General features: G+C 70.7%; 22 protein-coding genes and 4 pseudogenes. 9 read left to right on the top strand and 17 right to left on the bottom strand.

What is annotated here, in order from left to right; translation table 11 throughout:
* Positions 1-68: 68 nt before the first annotated feature.
* Entirely contained in the window at positions 69-344 is a 276-nt protein-coding gene (locus tag ABZ404_RS32450) for a hypothetical protein (RefSeq protein WP_358836195.1), read from the bottom strand.
* A gap of 646 nt (positions 345-990) precedes the next feature.
* Between ABZ404_RS32450 and ABZ404_RS32445 the strand changes: the two genes are divergently transcribed.
* Complete coding sequence (locus ABZ404_RS32445) at positions 991-1644, top strand: methyltransferase domain-containing protein (RefSeq protein ID WP_358836194.1); 654 nt, start codon at positions 991-993, stop codon at positions 1642-1644.
* 60 nt (positions 1645-1704) lie between these two features.
* On the opposite strand, the pseudogene ABZ404_RS32440 reads toward ABZ404_RS32445, so the two are convergent.
* A pseudogene (locus ABZ404_RS32440) lies at positions 1705-1997 on the bottom strand (IS630 family transposase); the annotation flags it as partial.
* A 115-nt stretch (positions 1998-2112) separates the two neighbouring features.
* On the opposite strand from ABZ404_RS32440, the gene ABZ404_RS32435 reads away from it, so the two are divergent.
* Positions 2113-2445: a hypothetical protein gene (locus tag ABZ404_RS32435; protein WP_358991183.1), complete on the top strand. Its 333-nt coding sequence runs from the start codon at positions 2113-2115 to the stop codon at positions 2443-2445.
* A 140-nt stretch (positions 2446-2585) separates the two neighbouring features.
* Positions 2586-3005, top strand: coding sequence for a hypothetical protein (locus ABZ404_RS32430; RefSeq protein ID WP_358837850.1), 420 nt, complete (start codon positions 2586-2588; stop codon positions 3003-3005).
* A gap of 101 nt (positions 3006-3106) precedes the next feature.
* Here the strand turns inward: ABZ404_RS32430 and ABZ404_RS32425 are convergent.
* A pseudogene (locus tag ABZ404_RS32425) lies at positions 3107-3238 on the bottom strand (AAA family ATPase); the annotation flags it as partial.
* Between the two features lie 400 nt (positions 3239-3638).
* Here ABZ404_RS32425 and ABZ404_RS32420 point away from each other — a divergent pair.
* Positions 3639-3818 carry a hypothetical protein gene (locus ABZ404_RS32420; protein WP_358837849.1) on the top strand — a complete coding sequence of 60 codons (180 nt, stop codon included), beginning with the start codon at positions 3639-3641 and terminating at the stop codon, positions 3816-3818.
* A 178-nt stretch (positions 3819-3996) separates the two neighbouring features.
* Here ABZ404_RS32420 and ABZ404_RS32415 read toward each other — a convergent pair whose 3' ends face one another.
* From ABZ404_RS32415 to ABZ404_RS32405, 3 genes and pseudogenes are all read right to left on the bottom strand, one after another.
* The gene (locus ABZ404_RS32415; protein ID WP_358991180.1) at positions 3997-4470 is read right to left on the bottom strand and encodes a hypothetical protein; all 474 of its coding nucleotides are present in this window, start codon (positions 4468-4470) and stop codon (positions 3997-3999) included.
* A 461-nt stretch (positions 4471-4931) separates the two neighbouring features.
* A pseudogene (locus ABZ404_RS32410) lies at positions 4932-4988 on the bottom strand (hypothetical protein); the annotation flags it as partial.
* 298 nt (positions 4989-5286) lie between these two features.
* Positions 5287-5520, bottom strand: a complete 234-nt coding sequence (locus tag ABZ404_RS32405) for a hypothetical protein (protein ID WP_358836642.1) — start codon at positions 5518-5520, stop codon at positions 5287-5289.
* Positions 5521-5580: 60 nt separating this feature from the next.
* Here ABZ404_RS32405 and ABZ404_RS32400 point away from each other — a divergent pair, with 60 nt between their 5' ends.
* Positions 5581-6144: a DinB family protein gene (locus ABZ404_RS32400; protein WP_358836643.1), complete on the top strand. Its 564-nt coding sequence runs from the start codon at positions 5581-5583 to the stop codon at positions 6142-6144.
* A 543-nt stretch (positions 6145-6687) separates the two neighbouring features.
* On the opposite strand, the gene ABZ404_RS32395 is transcribed toward ABZ404_RS32400, so the two are convergent.
* Together ABZ404_RS32395 and ABZ404_RS32390 are read right to left on the bottom strand one after the other, a co-directional pair.
* Entirely contained in the window at positions 6688-7290 is a 603-nt protein-coding gene (locus tag ABZ404_RS32395) for a gamma carbonic anhydrase family protein (protein WP_358836644.1), read from the bottom strand.
* A gap of 51 nt (positions 7291-7341) precedes the next feature.
* A complete protein-coding gene (locus ABZ404_RS32390) occupies positions 7342-8079 on the bottom strand; it encodes a hypothetical protein (protein WP_358836645.1) in 738 nt (245 codons plus the stop codon).
* 79 nt (positions 8080-8158) lie between these two features.
* Between ABZ404_RS32390 and ABZ404_RS32385 the strand changes: the two genes are divergently transcribed.
* Both ABZ404_RS32385 and ABZ404_RS32380 read left to right on the top strand, forming a co-directional pair.
* Positions 8159-9088, top strand: a complete 930-nt coding sequence (locus ABZ404_RS32385) for a LysR substrate-binding domain-containing protein (RefSeq protein WP_358836646.1) — start codon at positions 8159-8161, stop codon at positions 9086-9088.
* Positions 9089-9987: 899 nt separating this feature from the next.
* Positions 9988-10644: a hypothetical protein gene (locus ABZ404_RS32380; protein ID WP_358836647.1), complete on the top strand. Its 657-nt coding sequence runs from the start codon at positions 9988-9990 to the stop codon at positions 10642-10644.
* Here the strand turns inward: ABZ404_RS32380 and ABZ404_RS32375 are convergent, their stop codons facing one another.
* Both ABZ404_RS32375 and ABZ404_RS32370 read right to left on the bottom strand, forming a co-directional pair.
* Entirely contained in the window at positions 10645-11298 is a 654-nt protein-coding gene (locus ABZ404_RS32375) for a hypothetical protein (protein WP_358836648.1), read from the bottom strand.
* Positions 11295-11960: a hypothetical protein gene (locus tag ABZ404_RS32370; RefSeq protein WP_358836649.1), complete on the bottom strand. Its 666-nt coding sequence runs from the start codon at positions 11958-11960 to the stop codon at positions 11295-11297. Before ABZ404_RS32370 ends, ABZ404_RS32375 begins: the two co-directional genes overlap by 4 nt.
* An 89-nt stretch (positions 11961-12049) precedes the next feature.
* On the opposite strand from ABZ404_RS32370, the gene ABZ404_RS32365 reads away from it, so the two are divergent.
* Entirely contained in the window at positions 12050-12451 is a 402-nt protein-coding gene (locus tag ABZ404_RS32365; RefSeq protein WP_358836650.1) for a fic family toxin-antitoxin system, toxin component, read from the top strand.
* A 128-nt stretch (positions 12452-12579) separates the two neighbouring features.
* Here the strand turns inward: ABZ404_RS32365 and ABZ404_RS32360 are convergent, their stop codons facing one another.
* Positions 12580-12972: a hypothetical protein gene (locus ABZ404_RS32360; protein ID WP_358991178.1), complete on the bottom strand. Its 393-nt coding sequence runs from the start codon at positions 12970-12972 to the stop codon at positions 12580-12582.
* 428 nt (positions 12973-13400) lie between these two features.
* Between ABZ404_RS32360 and ABZ404_RS32355 the strand changes: the two genes are divergently transcribed.
* On the top strand, positions 13401-14330 hold the full coding sequence (locus tag ABZ404_RS32355; protein ID WP_358991175.1) for an aminoglycoside phosphotransferase family protein: 930 nt from the start codon (positions 13401-13403) through the stop codon (positions 14328-14330).
* Positions 14331-14670: 340 nt separating this feature from the next.
* Here the strand turns inward: ABZ404_RS32355 and ABZ404_RS32350 are convergent, their stop codons facing one another.
* The 6 genes and pseudogenes from ABZ404_RS32350 to ABZ404_RS32325 all read right to left on the bottom strand — a co-directional run.
* On the bottom strand, positions 14671-15576 hold the full coding sequence (locus tag ABZ404_RS32350; protein ID WP_358837268.1) for an NAD(P)-dependent oxidoreductase: 906 nt from the start codon (positions 15574-15576) through the stop codon (positions 14671-14673).
* Complete coding sequence (locus tag ABZ404_RS32345; RefSeq protein ID WP_358991173.1) at positions 15573-16778, bottom strand: cytochrome P450; 1206 nt, start codon at positions 16776-16778, stop codon at positions 15573-15575. Before ABZ404_RS32345 ends, ABZ404_RS32350 begins: the two co-directional genes overlap by 4 nt.
* Entirely contained in the window at positions 16775-18253 is a 1479-nt protein-coding gene (locus ABZ404_RS32340; protein ID WP_358991170.1) for a class I adenylate-forming enzyme family protein, read from the bottom strand. The genes ABZ404_RS32345 and ABZ404_RS32340 overlap by 4 nt, the downstream gene beginning before the upstream one ends.
* Positions 18253-18993, bottom strand: a complete 741-nt coding sequence (locus ABZ404_RS32335) for a glycosyltransferase family 2 protein (protein ID WP_358833900.1) — start codon at positions 18991-18993, stop codon at positions 18253-18255. Before ABZ404_RS32335 ends, ABZ404_RS32340 begins: the two co-directional genes overlap by 1 nt.
* Complete coding sequence (locus ABZ404_RS32330; RefSeq protein WP_358833901.1) at positions 18990-19418, bottom strand: 3-oxoacyl-[acyl-carrier-protein] synthase III C-terminal domain-containing protein; 429 nt, start codon at positions 19416-19418, stop codon at positions 18990-18992. The genes ABZ404_RS32335 and ABZ404_RS32330 overlap by 4 nt, the downstream gene beginning before the upstream one ends.
* A 45-nt stretch (positions 19419-19463) precedes the next feature.
* A pseudogene (locus ABZ404_RS32325) lies at positions 19464-19568 on the bottom strand (ketoacyl-ACP synthase III); the annotation flags it as partial.
* Positions 19569-19711: the final 143 nt, after the last annotated feature.

Raw genomic sequence — 19711 nt, 5'->3', positions numbered from 1 at the left:
GGCTGGTGCGAGGGAGTTGGTGAAGGCCGGCTACGACGCCCCGCGCACCTGTAACCGGTGGCGGCCCATCACCGGCCGCCGACCGAGCGGGCGGCCTCGCGAGCCCGGATGGCCCGATCCAACCTCGCGGGCATCGCGTATAACTGGGCCGGGTTCAGAACCAGTTCGGCCCGCTGGGTGTTGCCGTCGCCGAGCACGACGTCCACTCCGATTCGGACCTGCCCCACCACCCCGTAGTCGTAGGCGATGTCACGCTCCAGCAAGACCACCATGCTCACCGGTACCCGCACCGCCGGGGCCGAGGTGACCTGGAGCGACTGGTCGGCGCCGGCGCTTTCGGTCATCTTCGGGAGGAGGCTGGTCCTTCCGGTTCCATCGGCCCTGCATCGCGGGCTCACCGGCTCTCTGTTTCGGGGCCCGCCGAACACAGCAACTAGGGATCCCGGCCGCCAGGCCAACGGGAAGCCCGGATCTCGAGGTTCGACGACGTGTAGACGGGGCAAGCACGTTCAGTTAGGAGCCCCCAAGCAGCGCCGGTGTCCGCAGGGCCGCGTCCACGTCGTCCAGCAGGGCGACGCCCACGAGACGCAGGCGATCTGGATGACCGACGCCGACGTCGTGAACTGGCTCACCGACCCGGACGACCACCAGACCTGACCCCGGCGGCCTCCGGCCGCCGATGAGGGGCCCGCCCGTGCGGCGGGCAACCCCCTCGGCGCTCCGCTCAACGCAAGGCCCGTTGTCAGACCCGGTCCGTATCCTTGGCTGAGGTACCTGAGACAGGAGGGCGACGTGGCCCGCAGCGGCATCAACAAGCGCGAGATCGACGAGTGGGCGAAGAGCCTTGTCAGGGAGACCAACAAGAGCCTGGACCGGGCTCAACGCCGGAACCCTCCTCGCGTCTCCGCACAGTCTGCGGCGGTGGATGGTACGCAGGTCAACTCAAGGTCGTGACAGGGTCTGTCGGTTCTGTGGTCTAGGGTCGCCCGCATGGCTGAGCCCTCCTTTCTGACCGCCGTCCGCGAGTCGTACGACACGGTCGCTGCCGATTACGTCGAACGCGTCCCGCCTCCAGCCGCGATGGACCCGCTGTCACGTGCGATGCTGGCGGGGTTTGCCGAGCTTGTGCGGACGGCCGGTCTGGGGCCGGTCGCGGACCTGGGATGCGGCCCCGGCCGTGTGACGGCGCACCTAGCCGGGCTGGGGGTGTCCGCCCTCGGCGTCGATCTGTCACCGAAGATGATCGGGTTGGCCCGACAGGCCTATCCGAACCTGCGGTTCACCGAGGGCTCGATGACCGCGCTGGAGATGAGGGACGACGAGCTCGGCGGCATCCTGGCCTGGTACTCCACCCACCACACGCCCCCGCAGTGGCTGCCGGCGGTGTTCGCCGAGTTCCACCGCACGCTCGCGCCCGGCGGTTACCTGCTCTGGGGAGACTACGTCGGCGATGAACGGCTGCAGCCGACCCAGGGCTATGGCCGTCCGGTGTCCTATGAGTCGTACCTCCTGCCCCTGAACCGCATGGTCGGCCTGCTGGAGCAGGCCGGACTCGTCGTCACCGCGAGGCTGGAGCAGGAGCCCGGCGGACGGGTGAACAGACCGCACGCCTGCCTGCTGGCCCGCAAGCCCGAAAAGCCCTGACGGGCTTGTTCCTGCGGCGAGGCCACTGGTATCAGATCGCCGACGGTCACAGCGCGGCGTTCAGGCCGCGGGGTGGAGAGGGCGGCTGCCCCAGCGGATGCCTTTCTCGCTGCGGATACGGGCGCGTTCGCGCCGCTGGGCGGCCAGGACGTCGGGGTGGCGGGCGTTCTGGCTGCGCCAGTGCAGGTAGAGGTGCGGCGCGCGGGTCAGGACGCTGTGGCTGGGGCGGTGGGAGTTGGTGAGGGCGAACTGCCGCAGCGGCCCGGAGTGCGCCTCGACCGGGTTGGCCCAGGACGCGTTGGTCGGCGTGAAGCAGAGCTCGCCTGGTTGCTGGCCGCCCTCCGGCGGATCTTGCTGCCTTGGAGTGCCTGTGGCGGGAGCACCGGGCGCGGCGGGCCCGCCCCTGCGGGGCGTCGTGCTGGAGCGCACCGACCGTCCCGCCCCGGTACCGGTCGTGGCCCGTACTGCGTGCCGCCCCTGCCGTACGCGAGCGCACCTCCCGCGCCGGTGCTGCCGGGGACGGTGGTGCAGCCCGTCGCGGGTGCCCAGGGCGGCGGTCCGGCCCGCTCCTCCCTGGCGGTGACCGCCGTCCTCGCCGTGGACGCGGTCCTGGCCGTCGCGGTGTCCGTGGCGACGGCCGTAATCGTCGTCGAGCGGGGGCAGCTCGCCGCCCCCCACCCCCGTCGCCAGGGACGCCCGGCCGTACCTGGTGCAGCATCAGCCGCCGTCCGGCGCCGATACCGCGCACTCCGCGACCGCGGCCACCACCGCGCCGGTGTCCTCCTGCCGCTGCGCCGGTGACGCCCTCGGCCAGTGCACGGCCCAAGCCCCCGCCGGTGCCTGCCCAACGGGACGGGTTCGCGCCCCCCCCCGCGCTGACGCCGTCCGCGCCCGCCGTCACCGCTTCCGGCCCCGCGCCCGGGCCCACCACCACGCCCGAGGTGCCGGACGCGCCGAACGGCCTGTTCCGGCTGGCTTGGGCACGGTCTGAGATTGATGAGAACCAGCCGCAGCTGGCTCGGTTCGTGCTGCTCCGCTCCTTGTGGCGGGGTGCGATCGATGGCTGGGCCGCTCCGGGAGCTTTGGAACAGGTGCCGGCAGCCCGGCGCTTGCTGGATGCGGGGGCAGACCGGGACGATCTCGTAGTGCTGGCTCGGGCCATCGCCTACGAAGCGGTATTCGCTGTGGTGGACGAGCTTGACTGTGGCGGGGATGTGAACGTGTCAGGGGTCGATGTCGGCTGGGCGGTCATGGAGTCCGGCGAGGACGGATGTTCCACCGGCCGTCCCCTCTCGGGTCTTCACGAAGACCTCTTGACGATGGATCCGAGTGGGCGCGACGGTGCGGACATGTGGCGTTAGGCCACCGGGCCAGGCTGGATGAAGACGCGCATGCGGATCCTCATCAACGGTGATGACCCTGCACCGGAAGGTGAAGGGTCATCGAGTAGAGCTGGTAGCGGTCAGCCAGCTTCGGCCGCCTCCTCGGCCCGCGCCCGTGTCGAGGCGGAGTCGGTGCCGCTTTCGATGATGGTGCCGTTGAAGGTGAGGCGGTCGACGCTGGCCGCGCAGAGGCGGGGGTCGGTGAAGGTCTTGTTGAAGCTCCTATCGGTCGTCAGCCCCGTGGGCGGGTCCATAGGATGCGTTCGTGGCCGGTGGCCGTGCCGTTCGTCCCGCCGGACGGCACGCTCGACGTCATGGGCCAGCCCCGGCGCCTGGTGGCCCGCACGACAGAGAGATTCGCCGCGGTCCAGGCACTGCTCGCTGAGGCAAGTCCCTGGCGGCGATAGGCCGGACACTGCGACTGGATCACTCCACTGTCCGCCGTTATGCTGGCGCTGGCAGCCTCGATGAACTCCTGGCCAAAGCCACCGGACGGCTTTCCGTGCTCGACGAGCACAAGCCCTACCTCCACGCCCGCTGGCGGGAGGGCTGTCACGACGTTTTCCAGCTCCACCGGGAACTGCGCGAGCGCGGGTTCACCGGAAGCATCCAGTGCTCTGTCCTCACCTCGACCCCGCCGCACGGCACGTCCACGACTTCGCCGAAATCCTCCACCACCCCCGCGGAGACCAACTCCCCGACTGGATGGACCGCGTCTTGGCCGACGACCTCCCAGCCATGCATTCCCTGGTCAGCGGCCTGCGGCGCGACTTTGACGCCGTCACCGCGTGACTCTCCACACCATGGAGCTCCGGCCAGGTCGAGGGCCACGTCATCCGCGTCAAACGCATGGCCTACGGATGAGCCAACCCCGACCTTCTGCGCCAACGTGTACTCCTGGGCTCATGACCGTGCGACATCACAAGATCCCCGACAGAGCCGTAATTCCCCGGCTTCCTGCTTGGGATGGCTAGGTTGCGCCGGGTAGCCCCAGGGCGGCCAATAGGGCCGAGGAGAGCTGTTCCGCGAATGGAGCCGACCCGGTGAGCGTCTGCCGGATGGTCTCCTCGTCGGGTGTCAGTCCGGCGGCGGCCGACCAGGCGAGTGCGCTGGCGACGGCGGGTTCGATGGGGAAGTGTTCCAGAGGGATCTCGTAGCTCTTCGCCGTCTCGCGGTTGAGCAGGCCCTCCCAGCTACTGCCGTCCGGGGTGAGGGCCTCGACGAAACCGACGTCGCTGTCGAGGAAGGACACCATGACGGCCGGTGTCCCTGTGCTCTGGACGAGGTTCGCCAGGCTGCGCCGTCCGGCGTCGGCGAAGTCCGTCACCTGCCAGCCCTCCGCCAACGCCTCCGTGTCTTCAAGGCCCGTGAACCCGGCTGCCCGCATGAGCTGGTGCAGTTCCCCCGTGGACCGGGTCGTCAATGTTCCGCCTGAGTTTCCCATGGTCAGGAAGCTAGCGGATGCCTCTGACAAGCCCCCTCGCGGCACTGTGACGCCAGCATGGGAAGCCGCGACGGCGGGACGGGACGCTAATTCACCTTGCCGGCCGTGTTCCTGGGCCGCTTGTTCGGGCGGTAGCTGGATCCGTTCATGATCACCTGGTGGATGGTGTTGATGAGCCGGTCCAGGAACGACTCGGCGACGACAGGGTTGGGGAAGAGGGGATACCCGTCGCCGGGCGCCGTAGCTGTCTTAGCCGCCGCAGCTCGGGCCGCCCGGCCCTTCGAACTGCACCGAGCTGATGAAGTCCTGATAGGCCGGGAAGAAGTTGCCCTTGCCGGTCGGGCCGGAGGACGTGACCACCGTGCACCCGGTGTAACCCGCGTCGGACCAGAGGTGGATGGTCGGGGGGTCCGGTTCCAATCGGACTGGGCCCGGTTGTTCATGCCGAGGGCCGTGAGATCCGGCGTGCTCGACCTCAGCTTGATCATGTCTCCCGTGCCGTCGAGGCCCGAGAACATGCAGTAGTAGCCGTCGGGGCACCGGTCATACCCGTCAGCTGCGTGAGCGGGGGAGATCGTCGCCAGGCTCAGGGTTGCCACCGGCTGGCCAGCCCGGCAAGGATCCGTTTGATGTGGTTCATGCCAGCTCAACGAGCCGTTCCTTTCCAGGTCATGGCCTGGACCGTCCAGGGACGGGGCTCCCCTGGAGTACAACCCCATCCGCTCCCTAGCGGCGTGCCTTTGCCGCCTCGGCGGCCTTTGTGTGGTGAAGGCCGCCGTGCCAGCTGCTTTGTTGCGTGGCCCTCTGCTCAGGTACTCAGCACTGGGGGAGCATGTTCTGTGCGCGCCAGAAGTCGGGGTCGCTGAGGTTGACCATGTTGACGTAGACGTTGCGGTGGCCGCTGTCGTCGTCGGTGCGCAGCCAGGCGTCGGAGATGTGACCGTTGTTGGAGTACCAGTCTCCCGCGGTCCAGCAGTAGACGGAGTTAGGGCCGTCCTGGCGAACCCCGGGGAGCAGGCCCGGCGGGTGGAGGCCCACCGCCTGGAGCACGCCGCACGGGAGCGGAGACGGCGACGACCACTCTGCTCGACGGGTCTGTAGTGTGCGGCAATGACAAGAAGCGAGCGGCTCGCGGAGCAGTTGGACTGGTACTGGCGCAAGAACCTGCGGCCGCGGCTGGACGGCCTTACCGACGAGGAGTACTTCTGGGAGCCGGTGCGCGGCTGCTGGAGCATCCGCCCACGCGGCACGTCGGCCGCGTCGATGTTGGAAGGCTCGGGGGAATGGACGATGGACTCCGCGTCCCCTGCCCCGGTGCCAGCGCCGGTGACCACGATTGCCTGGCGGCTGGCGCACATCATCGTCTCGTGCCTGGGCTATCGGGTCGGATGGTACTTCGGCGGCGAGGCCGTCGACTCCCAGACATTCGCCTACGCGGGGAGCGCTGACGAGGCGCTGAAACAGCTCGATGAGATGTATGGGAGATGGAACACTGGGGTCCGCAAGCTCTCGGACGCTGACCTGGACAATCCGCCCACGGTGGGTCCCGAGCGGTTTCCCATGGAGAACAGGGTTCTGCACGTCAACAGGGAGCTGATCCATCACGGATCCGAGATTTCCCTGCTGCGCGACCTCTACCGCTGGCAGGACGGAGCCGTACCGCACCGAATATGACTTTCGATAACCGGCGATCGAACTTCAGAAACTCACGTGGACTCCGTGACGCTCCATGGCTGTTGCCGCCGAGTGGCCTCACGATCTTTAACCGCAGTTCTGCGCAGGTAGAAGGCCCTGGCATCCAGGCGAACGCCACGCCACGGCCTTCTACCTGCATGTTCGGAGTGGGCGAGGCTTCCATGAACATCACCTAGGCTGCCTCCCACCGCGCTCAACCTTCGGTGGCAATGCTCAAACTTCGCTGCGACAGGTCAGCCGCCGTGGCAGAGCACCCGGACCAGGGTGCGGCCGACGCGATCTCAGTGGGCAGCCAGAAGCCGTCGATCTGCCTCCAGCTGCCTGTGGATCCGCACCGTTTTAGGCTGGTTACCTATGTAGGGTCTCGCCGGTCGTGGCATAGGTGGTGCCCGCCGGCCAGCAGCTCTTCCGCTGTCTTGGGCCGATGGCACAGTCGCCCAGTCTCACGAACGTGGCACTTCCTTGTGGTGTCCGCTTACCGGGTGTTTCTTCAGCCCTGGACCCTCGCGTTCCAAGCGGGGCTCAGATCTGTTGGTCGTTGCTGTGGCGGCCGAGGCTGCGGCCGAAGCGTTCGGAGATGGCCGGCATCAGGCTCTGGCCTTCGCCGGGCCGGTCCAGGCCGAAGACGTGGCCGGGGAAGTCGAGCTCCTTCTGCACTTCCCAGATCCCGTTGTGGTCCTCCGGCGGGAGGATGCGCGCTGGGTCGCCGACGGCGACCCAGCCGATCGGCACCGTCGAGTCGGCGGGCAGGACCGTGCGCACGTGCACGATGCCGTTGATCCGTACCTCGGAGCGGGTCCCGATCCGTGCTCCGTTGAAGACGCGGCTGCCGGTGGCCAGGAAGACCTCGTCCTCGACCCGGCAGCCGGTCAGGTAGGAGTTGGGGCCCACCAGGACCTGCCGCCCCAGGACTAGCGGATCCCGTCGGGTGCCACGCAGGACCGCGTTCTCCATGACGATGCAGCCTTCGCCCAGTTCCACCGGCCCGTTCTCGGCGGTGAGCACGGCGCCGAACAGCACCCGGCACCCGGCTCCCACGCGCACGTCCCCGCACAGCGTGGCGGTCGGCGCGACATAGGCGGTGGGGTGGATGGAGGGCGAACGGCCCTCATGAGTGAGAAGCATGGCCGCGATCAACCGTCCTTTCGTGTAGCTGCTGGTGTCTGCGACGTACCGTCATGAGGGCCGGGCGCCGGTCAACGCGTCGACCAGTTGGGCGAACTCGGCGCGCTGCCGGGTGGTCAGCGTGGCGTAGAGCGGCGCCTGCAGCTCGTTTGTGAGCCGCTCGGCGCGCTGCCATCGGGGGACCAGAGCCGCGGCGGCCGGACCCGGCTCGCGCCAGCCGTAGCGGGTCGCCTGCTCGACGCCGAGGTTGACGACCATCGCTTCCCGGGCGCTCAGCCCGGACAGCCGTACCGCCCCGAGGTGGCAGGCGCCGCGGTGTTCGCGCAGGACGTGGATGCGCTGCATCGCCGCTCCGACCGGATCGTCGCCGGGAACGGGCTGCGCGCGCCAGCCGGCGAACAGGGGCAGCGCGTCGGCGTCGGCGGCGTCGATCAGCCGCTGCGCCAGGCGGTTGAAGTGCTCCACATCGGCGTCGGCGGGGATGTGGGCGCGTCCCCACGTCCGGACAGCCTCTGCGTAACAGGCGGCGGCCTCCTCCGCCGGCATCACGGGCCGGCCGTCCCGCCAGCCGGTGGCGACGAGATCAGGGCCGAGGAACCCCTGCACCGCCTGGACCACCGAGGCCGGCGCCTCGCCGAGCACCCCGAACCGGCCGCGGCAGTAGAAGCCACGCCCCGGGGAGAACCCAGCGCGCAGGCCGATGGCGGCGGTCGCGTCGTCGGACATGAACTCGTCACCGAAGTCGTGGACCGGCCTGGCCACGGCGGCGATGCAGTCGAAGATCTCCATGCACAGAAGGTCGCTCACCCCAACTCGGCAGGTCAAGGGGATGATTACTGATGGAACCCTTTAGGTAAGCTATCGAGTCATGCTCGATATCCGCCGTCTGCACATGCTCAGGACCGTCGCTGCCCGTGGCTCCATCACCGCCGCCGCCCATTCCCTGGCGCTGTCCGCCGGTGCCGTGTCCCAGCAGCTGGCCGCGCTGAGACACGACGTCGGGGTTGATCTCCTGCGTCCTGACGGGCGGACCGTCGCGCTCACGGAGGCGGGCCGCGTCCTCCTCGAACACGCCGACCGGATCCTCGCCGCCATGGAGGAAGCCGAATGCGCCGTCGCGGCGGTCAAGGGCACGGTCGGCACCACCGCCACGCTCGCCGCGCTGCCGTCGACCATCGCCAGGATCGTGGCCCCCGCACTTACCGCGCTGGGCACGGACCATCCGCAGCTCGCTGTGACCTGCCTCGTCACCGACCAGGCACAACTGCGCGAACTCACACTCGGCACCGTCGACATGGTGCTCGGGCAGCACTACCCCCACATGCCGCAGACCACGCCCAAGAGCATCGCGGTCTCACCGCTGCTCGACGACCCGCTGCTCGTCGTCACCGCCACCGACGGAGCCCTCAGCAGATCCGACGGACGGCCCGTCGGCCTACGTGAACTGGCCACGGACCACCTCGTCGTGCCACCGCCGACCACGGACTGCGGACAGGCCATCCTGCAAGCCTGCCAGCAGGCCGGCTTCACACCCACGCCCCGCTACGTCACCGCTGACATCGCCGCCCAGCTCACCCTCGCCCGGTCCGGCCTTGCCACCGCGCTGGTCCCCCGGACGGCCATCGACCCGGCCACGCCAGGAATCCGCGCGGCCCCCATCGAGGGCAACCCGATCCAGCGCCTCCTGTTCGCCGCGACCCGCCACACCGAAACGACCAACCCGACGACCGCAGCCGTCATCGCGGCGCTCCGCACAGCAGCGCGGCAGGACCCCACCATGCACCTCCCGCCGACCTGAAAAACAGGACCGGACGCAACGGGCGAACAGGGCCAGGACGCCCGCCCATCGCGTCCTTGACAGCCGCCCTGATGACCACGGCGCCAGCGCGGCAACCGCGACGGTGCCAGCCTCGCGCGGAGTCACCCAGCAGGCGAGGCACTCGCCCCGCGCATGTCGGATGGATGGCACAAGTGCCAAAGCAGTGCCATTGCGGCCGAGACTGTGCCGGGAATTTTGAGACCCTACAGTAGGTGGCCGCCCCTGGGGGGTCTGGGAGGCTGTATGCCCCGCCCTGTCTGGTCCGGAGCGATCTCGTTCGGCCTGGTCACTTCTCTGAACTAGCCCTTCCCCTGAAGTGGCGTGGGCCGGCCGTGTGACAAGTTCGCCATCGCCTACCAAGGCTGCCCTCCTCCTTTCCGCCCTCTTCATCTGTATCCACGAATGACCGCGGCTCCAGACCTTGAGTTCGGTCATCACCTGTATTTGGGCCGCCTGTGCACGACCTTGTGCCCCAGGTGTCAGAGTCACTTGGCAAGATCGCGGGTATGACGAGTACCCCGACCACTCCGCCGCGGCCGTTCGACGTGACCGCTGTATTCCCTCAACTGGCTCCGCTGGCCCGCACGGCAACCCGGTTGCACCCCCGCCCCGGGTCGCCATCGCCGCAGGACAGTTCCATCGGCGGACCTTTGCTGTGGCCCACCGACGAGCCGTGGCCGCACTGCGACGGTCCTCATGTCGTGGACGGGATAAACCTGGCCCTGTCCCCAGCGGACGTGAGGCTGGAACGACTGATGCGTGCCGCCTCGCGCGGCAGAGTCTTGACATCGCAGGAACGAGAGACCCTTGAGCGAATCCGCCCCCCGCAGGAGCTTCCGCTCCAGCTGGCTGTCGCCCCGTATGAGGGCTCCATAGCGATGCTCCCAGTCGCGCAACTGTACGCGCGGGACATCCCCGACCTGCAGACGCCCGAAGGAGCCGACCTGCTCCAGGTGCTGTGGTGCCCCTTCGACCACCCGATCATGCCCAGGACCGCGCTGTTCTGGCGGGCGGCCGCCACAGTCACCGACATCCTCACCACGCCCCCGGAACCACCCGCTATGCAGTTCGACGGCTATCTGCCCGAGCCGTGCCTGCTCAACCCGGAGCAGGTCACCGAATACCCCGACCACCTGGAGCTGAGCGAGGAACTCCAGGAGCAGCTCGGAAACTGGAGCGTGTGGCAGGCAGCCGACACGGGAGTGAACAGCGCCTACGCGTCATATCCGCAGGAGTTCTACGACGACGAGCTGGCCGGTGCACCCGGTTGGAAAGTCGGCGGGTGGCCTCGCTGGGGCGCCACCGACCCCACCCCACGGCTCTGCCCCACCTGCGACAGCGACATGGATGCCCTCTTGACCATCGCCACGTTCGAAGCCGCCAACAACAGCAGCTGGCTCCCACACGAAGAACCCGCCGACAAACCATCCATCGGCTTCAACCACACCGCGATTCAGATAGGCAGCGGCTACGACCAGCAGCTCTACGTCTGCCCGAAGGCACCGGAGCATCCCCACGCCGAGCTGATGCATTAGCTAGTACGCAGGCCATTGTGAGTTCGGTGTGCCGTCGTCGCTCATGTGCGCCCGCTGCCAGATCTCGTTCCAGTGGAACGGGGTCGCTGGCACGAACCGGTGCCGCTGCCCGCACGGACATGGCGCCAGCACCCACGCGCACGCGCGGCACCGCTCGGCCCAACCGTGCCCAGTCGAGCTCAGAAGTGGCAGGCCCTCATCCCCGCAAGCCGGGCAGCCAGGCGGCTCGGCGCCGTCCAGAATCGCGTTCTGCCGTCGGACGTACTCGGGCAGCCGCAGCGGCGGGTGGCGCAACGGGTATTCGAACCAGGCACGGTTCGGGTTTTCCCACCAGCTCCGCAGCCACCACGGTCGCGGCTCTGGTACGGCCCGCCGCCCGGCCCGCTTCTCTGCCCGGCGCTGCGCGGCATACTCCTCCGCTCGCGCGAGCCACAGCACCCGCGCCTCGTGCAGTTCCTCTACTGCCCGCACCAGCGCCTCCGGGTCCGCCTCCAGCTGCCGGGGGATCGCGGCGCTGAGCGTGAGGTGGTGGTACGTCGCCCGCAGACCGTAAGGCGCAAAAACGGTGAGGCAGGTCCGCAGTGCGCTGTGCCGCCGGAAGAGGGGGAGGTTGTCGTCGTGCACGCGCGTTCGGTGAGTCAGGAAGCTGGTCATGATGCGGGCGCCAGGTCCACTGCCCGTGCCAGGGCGGCGGTGACGGCGCCAGCGTGGGCCGGCAGGTGTTGTTCAGCCCAGGTCCCGGCAAGGCTGAGGAAGTCCTGCAAATCCTGCTGGGCGCCGGTGAGGAGCCTGCGTATGTGGTCTACCGACAGCTCGGTCACCGGGCTGCCGTCCGTCCCGTGGGCATCGAGCGCAAGCCGGACAATGCCGTTGACACGTTCGGCCACCGAGGATGGATCGTGCCCGAAGTAGGCGCAGCCGGTACCGTCGAGCACCTCCAGCCAGTCTCGCCAGCCCTCCAGGCCGTTACAGCAGCCAGGCTCGACGAAGACGGTGTCGGTGGCGTTGTCGGTCACCCGGAACCCGCCGGAGGCGAACAGATCAGGCAGGGTGAGCAGCCCGTGCAGGAAGATGCCGAGTGGGTCGGTCGGGCACGGCCCGTGCTCTTCCTCCGGCTCGAAGTCGTTGCAGTCGGCGATCCGCATGACGGCCGTGCCGATCTCCGCCGGAGTCAGCTCCCCGTTCAGCACGAGGTAGCCACATGACTTGTGCTCGACCACCGGGCAGAGCGCGAAGCCGTCGGCAGCGGATATCTCCAGAACGGGCTGCATCACCATCACACGGGGATGATGCCGGACCCACTGCGTCGTCGCCACGGGCTTTTCGTAGCGGCGTTGGGCTCGGAGCGAGCCCGCTACCTGGGCAGTTTCGCGGTCGTCCGGTAGCGGCCGCGCGGGCGGCGGGGGTGATCGAGCGGGTGGTCCGGTGGTGCCCGTGGCTCGCGGACGGCGGGGCAGCGACCGCCGAGGTGCGTCAGGCCGCCCACCCAGGGGGCCCGGCCTGTCTCGACCTGGGCGTGGTCGACGCTGTCTGCGCACGGGTCCAAGCCCACTACATGGGTCGCGACGTGTACGCCAGCGACTGGCTCAAGGCCGCGGCCATGCTGGAGACCATCGCGCTGCACGAGCCGCTGGAGACGAAGAACGAGTTCCTCGCCTGGCTGGTTGCCGGGACGTTCCTCGATACCAACGGCGTCGTGCTGAACTACGCGCCGGAGGAATCCCTGGCTCTCGTCATGCGCGCCAAGCACAAGGGCGCCCGCGTCCAGGAAGTTGCCACCCAGCTGCGTGCCTGGTCCACCGGCTGAGGCCACGGGCAGAATCCACAGCGATCCGTCTGCGTCGAAGGGTGCCTTCAGACCGTCGAAGTGATCGTGTTCTCGGGCGCCGCGCTGTGTGGGAGATCACTCGGTCCCAGCCTCCAATACGGCCTCCGTCAGGGCCTGGCAGCCTGGATGCGCTCCCGCAGGGTGTGCACAGCTTGTTCCGCGTGGGCGCGGACGCTGTCCCAGGCGGCGGTGAAGTCGCGGACCGGGAGGGGCAGTCCGAGCTCGTGGTGGGCTGCGGCGAGTTTCGGGCTTGGCTTGGGGTGGATGGCGGAGTTGCGGATGACGCGGATCTGGTCCAGGAGCTCGAGGGCCTGGGCGACGGCGTCGCGGTCCAGCGCGGGCAGCCTCTCGGTGAGGTGTTCCTGTAGACGCTTCAGGGTCGAGGGTGGGTTACTGCCGGGCACCTTGAGGTCGCGGAGGATGTCGTTGAGGACGACCAGCCCGGCGTTGTAGCCCGCTTCGTCGACGACGTCCAGAGCAAGGAGGCTGGAACGGTCCATGGGTGGCGCGACAACCAGAACTGTGCCGAGGAGCAGCTCGTAGGTGACGTCAAGGACGTTCAGCGCGCGCAGCAGGGCGCGCGGCTCGGTGAACGACAGCGCCTGGGGAGGGGCGGGCGGGTCCGCAGCCGGGTGAGCACCCGGAGTGTCATGCCCCCGGGCGGTTGCGACAGCGGCTAGATCGGCACCTTCGACGCGGCCGACACACGCCCGGTGGTCTTCTCGCGATCCGTGCCCGCGCCCACAGTTGGGCCACTACGTTCGAACGCGCCGTCTCCCGCTGCACCCCCTGTGGAGCCGCGCCGCGCACGAGGGCACCAGGAGAGCCATGCCCATCCCCGCCCATCACCCAGCACGTCGGTGACCCGCCGACCGGTAGGAGCCGTGCACCAGCACGGCGCCACCTACCCGGGCCGGGCGGTGTGCCGGTGATCGTTCTCCCGGAGGAGTTCGTGCAGGTCACGGTGGACCGCGAAGGACCGGCCGGCTCGGCATGGCTGGCTACCATCCCGGCCACGGTGAGGGAGTTGGCCAAGCGCTGGGACTGCACGCCGGACGGTGACCTGCTGTACGGGGGCGTCGGGATCGTCGTCCCAGTGCTGCGCAAGACGACCGAGCCTGCCGTACTGAAAGTGTCCTTTCCTCATCCCGGGAACCGGTTCGAACCGGACGCTCTCTCGGCCTGGGGTGGGCGCGGAGCGGTCCGGCTGCACGAGCGCGACGACGACCGGTTCGCCATGCTCCTGGAGCGGGCGCACCCCACGACGCTGGCCCAAGCCGCGCAGGGTGACGAGGTAGCGGCGATCGCGGGGAGCGTCAGCCGCCGCCTCGCCGTCCCTGCGCCCGCCTGGCTGCCCCGGCTTCAAGACCGGGCCACCGCGTGGGAGGAGCAACTGCGCCAGGACGTCCAGGACTTCCCGGACGCCCTGCCGTCCCAGACGGTGCAGGCCGCGACGGCGACGGTGCGCGAGCTCGCGCACCACCAGCCGGACACCCTCATCCACGGCGACCTGAACGCGCGCAACATCCTGGCGGCCACCCGCGTGCCCTGGCTGGCCGTCGACCCGAAGGGCTGGGTAGGCGACCGGGCGTACGACTGCGCCACGCTGACCAAGTCCCGGTCAGTCGCCCTCGCCGAGCAGGGAGACTTGGCCAAGGGGATCGACCGCACGCTCGACGCCTTCACCAGTGCCGCCGGGCTTGACCCGGAACGCGCACGACGGTGGGCGCAACTCACTGCGGTCCAGGCCGCCTACAGCGGCCGCCGACACGGGTTCCGCCGCGGCCGCCACGGAGCCGAACGCACGCGCCTCATCGCGCTCGTCGACGAGTTGGCGCGGATCCTCACTCGTCTGTGACCTCACCGACACCGCAGCTCACAGACAGGGCATGTCCGTGACCGATTCGATGGCGCAAACGCCCTGCCGGGCCCGGTCCCTCGAGCAGGATGAAGGCGTGGCCACGGTCTACCCCGCGCACCGCATCCGGCTTCGCTCCCATGCCTGCGCTCGCCGGGATAAGCCCCGAACCCGGCTACGCGGTACCGTTGAGCTGCTGCACTGCGCCCACCGCGATGGCTTTACCCTCCCAGCCGTCCCGCTTGTACGTGCACGGAACGACCTTCTCTGCACTTCACTCTCACGGGTGGGACGCCACCGCCGTGCGGCCCCGACGGAGGACGGCCGCTGAGAGCTCGCGTCAGAGTGACGCCTGGGCGTAGTCCTTGAGACCGCGCCTGGCTGCCCAGCCGTGGGATTCGGCTTTGGACACGTTAAGGATCACGGAGTGGGCGAGCTGATCAACGGCGTACACGGTAAGGGGTGGCTCTGTGTGGGGGCGCAGCCGTGCCAGTGTCTGGGCGGTACGGGCTGCGGTGTGGGCGACCGGTAGCGGGACGTAACCGATACGCGCCCGTACGCCGTGGATGTGGAGAACCGTCCGGATCGCTTCGTTTCGGTCGTACGGCGTCGGGTCGGCGATGTTGTACGCCCCTGGTGGCCAGCCGCTGGCCTGGAGGCAGGCGTCGGCGAGGTTTTCGACGGCGGTCAGGCTGAGGGGGACGCTCGGTCCCGGCAGCATGAGCAGGCCATGGCGGACGCGGGACAGCAGCCGGGGCACGAGGTGGGGGTCTCCTGGGCCGTAGACCGCCCGCGGCCGCAGCACCACTGCGCCCGCGGCGAGTGCCAGTGCCTCACCGGCGGCCTTGGTGCGGCCGTAGGCGTTCAGGTGCCCGCGCACCGGATGGTCCTCGGTGACGCGGGAACGCCCCGGGCCGGGCGCGTAGACGCTGGCGCTGCTCACCCACACCACCGGCCGACCTGCGGCCGCCTTCAGCAGCCGTGCCGTACCGTCGACGTTGACAGCGTGCATGGTGGTCTCGGCCGGTGAGCCGGGCACCGGGTCGCCGACGGCCGCCGCGCAGTGCACGACGAGGTCGGCGCCGGACAGGTCCGGCACCTCGCGCGTGGCGTCCCAGGGGATGTGGCGGCCGACGGGGCCGGGGCGGCGGCCGACGCACAGGACGTCGGCGCCGTGGGCGGCGGCGGTTGCGGCGATGTGCGAGCCGCAGAAGCCGCTCGCCCCGGTGACGGCGATCGTGGTCATCGGTTCTCCGGTGAGCGAGGGGCGGTGGTTGCCTGGACGGTGAGGGAGCGCCAGCTAGGCAGGGCCGCGCGCCGGTCGACGCGGGCGCGTACGACGATGGGGCGATGGGGGGCGAGCGCGGCGAGGGTGTCGTCGAGCTGGGCGCGGGCCAGCCGCGCGCCGGGACAGGCGTGGGGTCCGGTGCCAAAGACGAGTTGGGCCACGGCGGGCGGTGCCGGGTGGCGGGCGTCGGGCAGCTGGTCGTGGGCCCGCGCGGCGTGCCGTGCGACCAGGATCAGGCGGTCCCCGGCCCGTACCGGACATCCGTCCAGCTCCGCGTCGGCCGCGGCCACGCGCGGCAGCAGCGGGGAGGGAGCGGTCACCCGGAGCAGCTCGCCCACCAGGGCCGGGCGCAGCCGGTCGTCGGCCGCCTGCTCCCAAAGCCCTGCGTTGGCGCACCACGCGGCGGCGCGCGGGAGGGCGGCGACGGTGGTGTTGACCGCGGCGACCGCCAGCATGGCCCGAAGGGCCGACTCGGTCGTCTCACCCGACACCGGGGCGAGCAGCGCCTCCAGCCGAGCGGTCGCGGCGGCTGCGCGTGCCGTGTCCGGCCGCCGGGGGCCGGGCAGGTGGTCGCGTACGGCGGCGGCCGCTGCCGCTGCGGCCGCCGCGGCGATGTCTTTGGGGTCGCCGGCCGTGTCCAGCAGCGCGCGGACGGTGGCTCCGGCCAGTTCACGGGCCAGCGGTACGAGGTCGACGTCGCCGCCCGCGCCGAGCGGGGCGAGACGGCGGTCCAGGACGTCCCGCCACACCGGGCGCAGCCGCTCCACCCCGGCCGCGCCGAGATCGTCGGCGACGGCGCGCCGGGTGGCGCGGTGTCCGGTGCCCTCCTGGTCGAACAGGGTGCCGCCCGTGGACAGTTCCCGGGCGGCGCCGCCGGTGGTGCCGGCGGCGGTGCGGTCCAGCGGGATGCGGGTGAGGCCGTGCCGGTAGGGCTCGGCGCCGTTCACCAGTACCGCTGTGCCGATGCGGGTGACCGCGCGGCGGCGGGTGGCGGCGAGGAGCGCGAACAGCACCGGGTGGGAGCGGGTGTATACGCGCCGGTCCCGGCGCCGGGCGGCGCGGACGGCGGATGCGGCGGGTGTGGCCCCGATGCCTACTTCTTCTGAGTCGTCGGCGGGCACCGCGGCCCGCAGCAGCGGTGCGCTGCCGGGCGCGCTCATCCCCGGCTCCGTTCTGCGAGGTGCCGGGCGGCGAGGCGGGCGGCGGCTGCGCGGTCGGGCTTGAGGGAGCGGCCGGACAGCGGGATGTCGGCGAGCAGCACCGCGTCCGGCCGGGCGGCACCCATGCGCCCCAGCGGTCCCTCCAAGGCTGAACGGAGCGCGGCAGGGTCCACCCCTGCACCCGGCTGGACCACGGCGACCAGTCTTTCGTCACCGTCTCCGGCCGGTACGCCCACGAGCAGGGCCAGTTCGACCTCCGGTATGTGCAATGCGGGCTCATACAGGCCCGGGTAGATGTTTTCCGCGTGCCGCAAGATCATGTCCTTGCGCCGGCCCTCCAGCACGATCCGGCCGCCGTCCACGCGCGCCTGGTCGCCGGTGGCGACCCACGGATCGGGGGCCTCACCGAGGTAACGGTCCCGGGCGGAGGGCCCGGACAGCAGCAGCTCCCCGGAGGCGTCGGTCTTGGCCGCTACTCCGGGGAGGGGCGCGCCGACCAGGTCGCCCGCGCCGGTGAAGGCGGTCTTCTCCGCCTGCTCGACAGCGGCGGCGGGGAACAGCTCGGTCAGCGCGTAGACGCCCCACGCCTCGTCGGCTCCCGCTTGCTTGACGCGGGTGAGCAGCTGGGCGCTCGCGGGGGCCGACCCGGTCCACACCCGCCCGTTGAAGCGGGCGCCCTCGGCCAGCAGCCGCCTCAGCTGCGGTGGCGTCAGATATGTGGCCTGCGGGGAGAGGCGGCGCAGTTGGCGGGACAGTACGCGTGTGGAGCGGGCGGGCAGCGCGACCGGGGCTCCGCTCGCCAGGGAGGGCAGGAGAACGAAGAAGGTGCCGCCCAGGACGGGCCGCCCGGCCTCGGGTTGGACCAGCTCGGCCACCGTGGCCATGCCGGCGGCGAGCGAGGAGCGGGTGTGCACCACGGCGCGGGGCCGGGAGGTGGTGCCCGAGGTGAACACGATGACCGCGTCACCGTCCCCATCCGCCCAGGGCGGCAGCGCTACGGTCCGGACATCTGCGTCCAGGGCCGGAGCACTGCCGGGCAGCCGGGGCCCGACGGTGAGCACGGGGCCCAGTTCGGCGAGGTCCGGCAGGGCCAGGCGGGCGCGGCGGGCGAGCGGCCGGGCCCACCCGGCGACCGCCTGGGCGGTGGCATCGGCGAGGACGACGTCGGGAGGGGCCAGGGCGAGGCGGGCGCGCAGCACGTCCGGCCCGGCGCCGGGATCGAGGACCGCGGCCCGCGCACCGAGCCGGTGCACGGCGAGCATCACCGCCAGAGCCCGCGGCCCGGGCCGTACGGCGACGCCCACGGTGGCGCCGAACCCTACGCCCCGCGTGTGGAGGGCGGCGGTGTAGCGGTCGGCGAGGTGGGCCAGCTCCCCGCAAGTGACCTTGGTGCGGACGGCGCCGGTGCGGGTGGTGCCCAGGACGGCGGGCCGGTCGGGGTGGCGCCGCAGGGTGTGGGCGAGGGTGTCGAGCATCAGCGCGGGTCCTCCCCGTGTCGGCCGGGCCCCTTGTCGAGGTACCAGCGGGCGGTGCCGATCAGGCCGTAGGCGCGCAGGCGGCGGGTGGAGTTCTCCACGACCATGTCGCGGGCGTGGACGATGGCGGTGGTGTGGCGGCGCACCCGGTTCAAGAAGAGCCGGTCGGTGGGGGAGGGGCGGCGCGGCATCCCGCCGACGGCCTCATACAGCGCGGCGGTGATGGCCATGTTGTTACCGGCGTGCATCCGGTAGGGGGCGAGGTAGCCGTGCCGGCGGTGGTGGACGGGGCGGATCCGGCCGAAGAACGCGGCGAGGCGCACCAGCGCGCGGAAGGCGGCCCGCCCGAGCGGCCCATGCTCGTCGCGGCGAGCGTCGATACGTCCGCACACCAGGCCCGCACCGAGCCCGAGAGCCGCACGGGCCCCGGCCGTCCAGCCGGGCCGCGGCAGGCAGTCGGCATCGGTGCGCGCGAGCAGCGTCGCGCCGTGCTCGATCGCGTACCGGAAACCGGTGTCCACCGCGCAGCCCACACCCTTCTCCGGCTCGTCGAGGACGTGGACCGGGAAGGGCGCCCGTCGGGCGAAGTCGTGGGCGACGTCGGTGGTGTCGTCGCTGGAGGCGTTGTCCACGACGACGAGGGTGAAGTCACGGTCGTGCTGGCCCGCGAGCGCCTCCAGCGTGGCCCCGATACGCGCAGCCTCCTGGTGCGCGGGCACCACGACCCACAGCGCACTCACGCCTTCTCCCAGACCATCGTCATGATGCTCACGCCGCCGCCCAGGCCCACGAACAGGACGCGGTCGCCCGGGCGCAGGTCCTCGTGGACGCGGTCGAGCTGCACGCCGAGTGTGGCGCTGGCCATGTTCCCGAGCTCGGGGACGGTGAGAACCAGCCGGTCGCGCGGGACGCCGGTGAGTTCCACGAACCGCTCCAGGTACGGCACGGTGACCTGGTGCACCAGGATGTGCCGGAAGTCCTCCCACGCCAGTCCGGTGCGCTGGCGCATGCGGTCGAGCACCGACGTGCCGATCTTCTCGAACACCTCGCGCAGCTGGCCGCCGTCGCCGTGGAAGTAGGTGTGCTCGTCGCCTCGGGGGTGGCGGGACCCGCCGCCGAAGATGCCGCCGACCGGCCAATGCTCGGAGTGGGTCTCGGTGTCCACGTCGAGGATGCCGCCCCGCTCCACCGCCTCCAGGACGACCGCGGCGCCGGCGTCGCCGAAGGTGTACCCGGCAAAGCCGTCGCGGAACTGCTCAGGACCGGACGGGGCCTGGCGGACCGCGCGGCTCGGGGTCTCCCCGGTAACGACCAGGGCCCGGCGGGCGCGGCCCGCGAGATCATCGCCCGCGCCATGTCGATGCCGTTGACGAAGCTGTTGCAGGCGTTGGTCACATCCAGCGCATGCGCCCGGGAGCCGAGTTCAGCCTGGACGATATGCGCGGTCGCCGGTTCGAC

The sequence above is a fragment of the Streptomyces sp. NPDC005878 genome, from assembly GCF_040629815.1.
Taxonomy (GTDB): Bacteria; Actinomycetota; Actinomycetes; order Streptomycetales; family Streptomycetaceae; genus Streptomyces.
Note: the sequence above shows the minus strand (reverse complement) of the source record. Positions and strands in the feature narration are given on the sequence as shown.

Excerpts from the sequence above, each read along its gene's own strand:
- ABZ404_RS32340 (WP_358991170.1), bottom strand. The coding sequence starts at position 18,253 with ATGCTCGACACCCTCGCCCACACCCTGCGGCGCCACCCCGACCGGCCC.
- ABZ404_RS32395 (WP_358836644.1), bottom strand. The coding sequence starts at position 7,290 with ATGCTTCTCACTCATGAGGGCCGTTCGCCCTCCATCCACCCCACCGCC.
- ABZ404_RS32375 (WP_358836648.1), bottom strand. The coding sequence starts at position 11,298 with ATGACCAGCTTCCTGACTCACCGAACGCGCGTGCACGACGACAACCTC.
- ABZ404_RS32415 (WP_358991180.1), bottom strand. The coding sequence starts at position 4,470 with ATGGGAAACTCAGGCGGAACATTGACGACCCGGTCCACGGGGGAACTG.
- ABZ404_RS32445 (WP_358836194.1), top strand. The coding sequence starts at position 991 with ATGGCTGAGCCCTCCTTTCTGACCGCCGTCCGCGAGTCGTACGACACG.
- ABZ404_RS32380 (WP_358836647.1), top strand. The coding sequence starts at position 9,988 with ATGCTCCCAGTCGCGCAACTGTACGCGCGGGACATCCCCGACCTGCAG.
- ABZ404_RS32350 (WP_358837268.1), bottom strand. The coding sequence starts at position 15,576 with ATGACCACGATCGCCGTCACCGGGGCGAGCGGCTTCTGCGGCTCGCAC.
- ABZ404_RS32400 (WP_358836643.1), top strand. The coding sequence starts at position 5,581 with ATGACAAGAAGCGAGCGGCTCGCGGAGCAGTTGGACTGGTACTGGCGC.
- ABZ404_RS32390 (WP_358836645.1), bottom strand. The coding sequence starts at position 8,079 with ATGGAGATCTTCGACTGCATCGCCGCCGTGGCCAGGCCGGTCCACGAC.
- ABZ404_RS32385 (WP_358836646.1), top strand. The coding sequence starts at position 8,159 with ATGCTCGATATCCGCCGTCTGCACATGCTCAGGACCGTCGCTGCCCGT.
- ABZ404_RS32450 (WP_358836195.1), bottom strand. The coding sequence starts at position 344 with ATGACCGAAAGCGCCGGCGCCGACCAGTCGCTCCAGGTCACCTCGGCC.
- ABZ404_RS32360 (WP_358991178.1), bottom strand. The coding sequence starts at position 12,972 with ATGGACCGTTCCAGCCTCCTTGCTCTGGACGTCGTCGACGAAGCGGGC.
- ABZ404_RS32345 (WP_358991173.1), bottom strand. The coding sequence starts at position 16,778 with ATGAGCGCGCCCGGCAGCGCACCGCTGCTGCGGGCCGCGGTGCCCGCC.